Origin of the sequence: Caulobacter sp. B11, from assembly GCF_002737765.1 — a bacterium.
Classification (GTDB): domain Bacteria; phylum Pseudomonadota; class Alphaproteobacteria; order Caulobacterales; family Caulobacteraceae; genus Caulobacter.
The window spans coordinates 1-5,160 of record NZ_PEGG01000355.1 but is presented as its reverse complement, the minus strand read 5'-3'; the positions used below and the strand labels follow the sequence as shown (position 1 = coordinate 5,160).

The 5,160-nt window shown below is 66.7% G+C and carries 4 protein-coding genes and 2 pseudogenes; all 6 read left to right on the top strand.

All coding sequences use genetic code 11. The features are described from left to right. Nucleotides 1-796, top strand: a pseudogene (locus CSW58_RS12625) (3-deoxy-7-phosphoheptulonate synthase); the annotation flags it as partial. Nucleotides 797-943: 147 nt separating this feature from the next. Continuing rightward, nucleotides 944-2,733, top strand: a pseudogene (locus tag CSW58_RS12620) (long-chain-acyl-CoA synthetase). 64 nt (nt 2,734-2,797) lie between these two features. Continuing rightward, nucleotides 2,798-3,421: a hypothetical protein gene (locus CSW58_RS12615; RefSeq protein ID WP_236627820.1), complete on the top strand. Its 624-nt coding sequence runs from the start codon at nt 2,798-2,800 to the stop codon at nt 3,419-3,421. Nucleotides 3,422-3,432: 11 nt separating this feature from the next. After that, nucleotides 3,433-3,732, top strand: coding sequence for a transcriptional regulator (locus tag CSW58_RS12610; protein WP_099447519.1), 300 nt, complete (start codon nt 3,433-3,435; stop codon nt 3,730-3,732). A 58-nt stretch (nt 3,733-3,790) separates the two neighbouring features. Continuing rightward, entirely contained in the window at nt 3,791-4,657 is an 867-nt protein-coding gene (locus tag CSW58_RS12605) for an alpha/beta hydrolase (RefSeq protein WP_099447518.1), read from the top strand. Nucleotides 4,658-4,840: 183 nt separating this feature from the next. Then, nucleotides 4,841-5,160, top strand: a 320-nt coding sequence (panD, locus tag CSW58_RS12600) for an aspartate 1-decarboxylase (protein WP_099447517.1), incomplete at its 3' end; no start/stop codon positions are given.

Below are 5,160 nucleotides of genomic sequence, written 5' to 3'. Positions count from 1 at the left end.
CAGCCCGCAGGGCGCGCGGTACCGCGAGCTGTCGGAAAAGATCTCCGAGGCCCTGACCTTCATGGCGGCGGTGGTCACCCCCGAGACCAGCCCGACCTGCGCCGGGTGGAGTTCTTCACCAGCACGAGGCCCTGCTGCTGGGCTTCGAGGAAGCCATGACCCGCGTCGATTCGACCTCGGGCGACTGGTACGACACCAGCGCCCACCTGCTGTGGATCGGCGAGCGCACCCGCCAACTGGACGGCGCCCATATCGAATACATGCGCGGCGTGAAGAACCCGATCGGACTCAAGTGCGGCCGGCCATGGAAGCCGACGACCTGCTGCGGCTGATCGACGTGCTCAACCCGCCAACGAGCCGGGGCGTCTGACCCTGTATGGTCGCTTTGGCTCGGACAAGATCGCCGATCGTCTGCCGCGCCTGATGCGGGCGACCAAGGCGGCCGGCCGCTCGGTGGTCTGGGCCACCGATCCGATGCACGGCAATACGCTCAAGGCCTCCACCGGCTACAAGACCCGGCCGTTCGACCGCATCCTGTCGGAGGTTAAGACCTTCATCGAGGTGGCCGAGGCCGAGGGAGTCCACCCCGGCGGCGTGCACCTGGAAATGACCGGCCAGAACGTGACCGAGTGCATCGGCGGCGTGGCGCGCGGTTTCGGAAGGCGATCTGGCGGACCGTTACCACACCCATTGCGACCCCCGCCTGAACGGCGAGCAGGCCCTGGAACTGGCCTTCCTGGTGGCCGAGAAGCTCAAGAGCGAGCGCGACGCCCAGCGCCGCCAGGCGGCGGGCTAGCCGCGACAACCTTGGCCGCGGACGAGCGGTTTCGTCCGCGGCTGCCCTCCATAGGCTCGGGTTCTCCCGTTAGCGCGAACGGAAGGCCTGCGCGCCTTGACCCGCCCCCGCGGCGCTCTCCAAAGGTTGTTTCAACGGAGAGCGTCGATGCGACTAGAGGCCAAGTTGAAGCGTGAGTGGCGATTTCTCAGGGGGCTGATGCGCACCCTGAAGCGCGTGAAGTCGATCAAGCCCGACAGCGACAATCTGATCTGCGACGATCTCGAAACGGCGATCGACACCTGGCGCGACAGCCCCGCCATCTCCTTTGAAGGCCGCACGATCAGCTATGGCGAGATGGACGCCATCGCCAATCGCTACGCCCACTGGGCCAAGGGGCAGGGAATCACCCGCGGCCAGACCGTGGCGTTGTTCATGCCCAACCGGCTGGAATACCTGCCGATTTGGTTTGGCCTGTCCAAGGTGGGGTCGCCACCGCCCTGATCAACAACCAGCTGACCGGCGCGGCCTTGGCCCATTGCCTCAACATCTCCCAGGCCATGCACTGCATCGTCGACGCCGAAACCTCGCCCTGCTTCGAGCAGGTGAAGGGGCAGCTGTCGCGGCACGTGCAGCAATGGGTGCAGGGGCCCGTCCATGGCGATCAGCGCGACCTCGTCAACGCGCTGAAGAGCTGCAGCCAGCTTCGGCCGGATCGCCAGACCTCGCGGGGCGGCCTGACCGCCAAGGACACGGTGCTCTACATCTTCACCAGCGGCACGACCGGCCTGCCCAAGGCCGCCAAGATCACCCACATGCGCGCTCAGCTCTATATGCGCGGCTTCGCGGGCTCGACCGACGCCCGCAAGACCGATCGCATCTATGTGACCCTTCCCCTCTACCACGCCACCGGCGGCCTTTGCGCCATGGGGGCGGGCTTGCTCAACGGCGGCTCGATCGTGTTGCGCAAGAAGTTCTCGGCCACGCACTTCTGGAGCGATATCCGCGCCGAGGGCTGCACGATGTTCGTCTATATCGGCGAGCTGTGCCGCTATCTGGCCAATGCGCCCGAGGCCGAGGGCGAACAGGATCACAAGATCCGGCTGATCTTCGGCAACGGCCTGCGCCCCGATGTCTGGGACGTGATGCTGGACCGGTTCAAGGTCGGCGGCGTGCTGGAATTCTATGGCGCGACCGAAGGCAATGTCTCGTTCTTCAACTTCGACGGCCGTCGCGGGGCCATCGGGCGAATTCCGAGCTATCTGCGGGGCAAGTTCAACACCCGGATCGTCCGCTTCGACGTCGAACATGAACAGCCGGTGCGCGCGGCTGACGGCTGCTGCATCGAGGTCAGCCCCGGCGAGGTGGGCGAATGCATAGGCCAAATCGCCAACGACGCCCGCACCAGCTTCACCGGCTATGCCGACAAGGCCGCCACCGAGAAGAAGATCCTGCACGACGTCTTTGAAAAGGGCGACGCCTGGTTCCGAACCGGCGACCTGATGCGCATAGACGGCGACGGCTACATCTACTTCGTCGACCGTATCGGCGACACCTTCCGCTGGAAGGGCGAGAACGTCGCCACCAGCGAGGTGGCCGAGCGCCTCGCCGGCGTGCCCGGCGTGCTGGAGGTCAATGTCTATGGCGTGCCGATCCATGGCATGGACGGCAAGGCCGGCATGGCCGCCCTGGTGGTCGAGGATCCGTTCGATCTGGCGACCTTGGCCGACTACGTCGACCGCGAGCTTCCCGGCTATGCTCGACCCGTGTTCGTGCGCCTGCAAAAGCAGATCGAGACCACGGGCACCTTCAAGTATCGCAAGATCGATCTGGTCAATGACGGCTTCGACCTCAGCCTGACCAAGGATCCGCTCTATTTCCGCGATCCCGCGAAGGGCTATGTGAAACTGACCAAGGCGCTGCACGCCAAGATCACCTCCGGGTCGTTCAAGCTCTAGAAAAAGCACTCTGCGTTTTAAAGTTGTTCTGCTAGGCTGTCGGCGACAGGGCAGGAGAGTGACCGTGAAAGACCAGATGAAAGACCTTCGCGACGACATCGCCTTCATGCGGGCCCTGGCCGAGGAAGGGCGATCCGCCCCCTTGCTCGGCGGCGGCATCCTGATGGCCGCGGGTCTGATCTTTGGCGCGGCCTCGGTGGCGCACTGGGCGGTGATGGTCGGCGCCCTGCGCGTTTCGCCCTGGGCCTTTTCCGCGATCTGGATCTCAGCGGGACTGGGTTTCGGCATGCTCGCGACCCTGCTGGGTCGGCGATCGAAGCAGCAGGCGGGGGCCGCCGCGACCGTCAATCGCGCCGCGCGGGCGGTGTGGTCCGCCGTGGGTTGGACGATCGTCGTGATCCTGGTCGGCATGGCGATCATGGCCGCGCGCCTGGGCCAGCCTGGCCTGATGAGCCTGTTCCCGGTGATCGTCCTGCCGCTGTATGGCGCGGCCTGGTCGGTGGCGTCCGCCATGACGCGGCGCGGCTGGATGAGCGCCGTCGCCTTCGGCTGCTATGGCAGCGCTCTGGGCATGGCGGCCCTTGGCGGCCACGCCTCGACCCTGCTGGTCTATGCCGCCAGCCTGGTGCTGTTCGCGACCGTGCCCGGCTATCTTTTGCTGCGGCAAGAACCCTCGCACCTGGTCTGAAAGCGCCAGGCATGGACGAGTTCGAGATCGACGACATCGACGAGGTCATTCACGGGCGGCTGCGCCTGGGCGTGATGGCCTATCTGGCGGGCGCGGAGGCGGCCGACTTCAACGTCTTGAAGGCCCGGCTGCAGGCCACCGACGGCAACCTGTCGGTCCACCTGCGCAAGCTGGAGGACGCCGGCTATGTGGCGATCGAGAAAAGCTTCGTCGGACGCAAGCCTCTGACGCGCATCAGCCTGACCGAACCCGGCCGCGCGGCGTTTCAGCGGTATCTCGAGGCCATCGGGAAACTCGTCGAGTCGCGTTAGTCCGTGGGGCCGGTCGCGCCGTAGCTTGTTCGACCAGCAGCCCGGATTGGAGCCACGGATGGACGGATCAGTGACACGACGCACCGGATTGACCGCCCTGGCGGCCTCGCTGGCCTCCGCCTGTTCGCCCCTGTCGATGTTCGCCACCCTGACGCCCAAGGACGCGGCCCTGGCCCCCGCCAGCGGCGTGGCCTTCGGACCTCATCCGCGGCAAAGACTGGACGTCTACGCGCCCCGCAAGGGTGACGGCCCGGCGCCCACGGCGCTGTTCTTCTATGGCGGCTCCTGGGATTCGGGCCGCCGGCAGGACTATGGCTGGGTCGGCAGGGCCCTGGCCGCTCAGGGATTCCTGACGCTTGTGCCGGACTACCGGATCTTTCCCGAAGCGCGCTATCCGACCTTCATCGATGACGGCGCCCTGGCGGTGAAGTGGGCGATCGCGCAGGCCGCCGGCCTGGGCGGCGATCCCTCGCGCCTGGTGCTGATCGGCCACTCGGCCGGCGCCTACAACGCCAGCATGCTGGCCCTGGACGACCGTTATCTGCGGGCCGTCGATGTCGATCCGGGCGTGATCCGCGCCTTCGCCGGCCTGTCGGGTCCCTATGACTTCCTGCCCCTGGACGGCCCGATAACCCGGCGGACCTTCGCCGACAGTCCGGATCTTCCGGCGACCCAGCCCGGGGCCTATGCCCGCCCAGGCGCGCCCGCCGCCTTTCTGGCCACCGGCGACGCCGACACCACGGTCTATCCCCGCAACACCCGCAAGCTGGCCGCCGCCCTGCGCGCCGCCGGGGCGCGGGTTGAGGAGCGCCACTATGCGGGTCTCGACCATTCGGACACGGTTCTGGCCCTCTCACGCCCCCTGCGCGGCAAGGCGCCCGTCCTGACGGACATGGTGACCTTCCTTCGCGCCTCGCTGACCTAGGGGGAGGGGCCGGCCGCGAGCGGGGCGCGCGCCAGGCTCTGGCTGAGAGGCTGACTATGCGCGGCCGCCCGACGATTGAAGTCACGCGAGGTTCTGTCTATATGGCGCGGATCTGACGTCGTTCCCTATGGGGGTGGCGTCGGTCAAAGTACAGCTTTTTCAAAGACATAGGGATGGGTCGCCATGTTGTTGACGATGATGAAGGCCAAGCTTCACCGCGCCACCGTCACCCAGGCCGACCTCGACTATGAGGGCTCGATCGCCATCGATCGCGACCTGCTCGACGCCTCGGGGATCCTGCCCAACGAGCAGGTCGACGTGCTCAACATCACCACCGGCGCCCGCTTCACCACCTATGCCATCGAGGCGCCGCGCGGCTCCAAGGTGATCGGCGTCAACGGCGCGGCCGCCCGCCTGGTGCAGAAGAACGACACGGTGATCGTGGTGACCTATTGCCAGATGCCGGCCGAAGAGGCCCGCAACTACGCCCCGGTCGTCGTCCT

Excerpts from the sequence above, each read along its gene's own strand:
- CSW58_RS12610 (WP_099447519.1), top strand. The coding sequence starts at position 3,433 with ATGGACGAGTTCGAGATCGACGACATCGACGAGGTCATTCACGGGCGG.
- CSW58_RS12605 (WP_099447518.1), top strand. The coding sequence starts at position 3,791 with ATGGACGGATCAGTGACACGACGCACCGGATTGACCGCCCTGGCGGCC.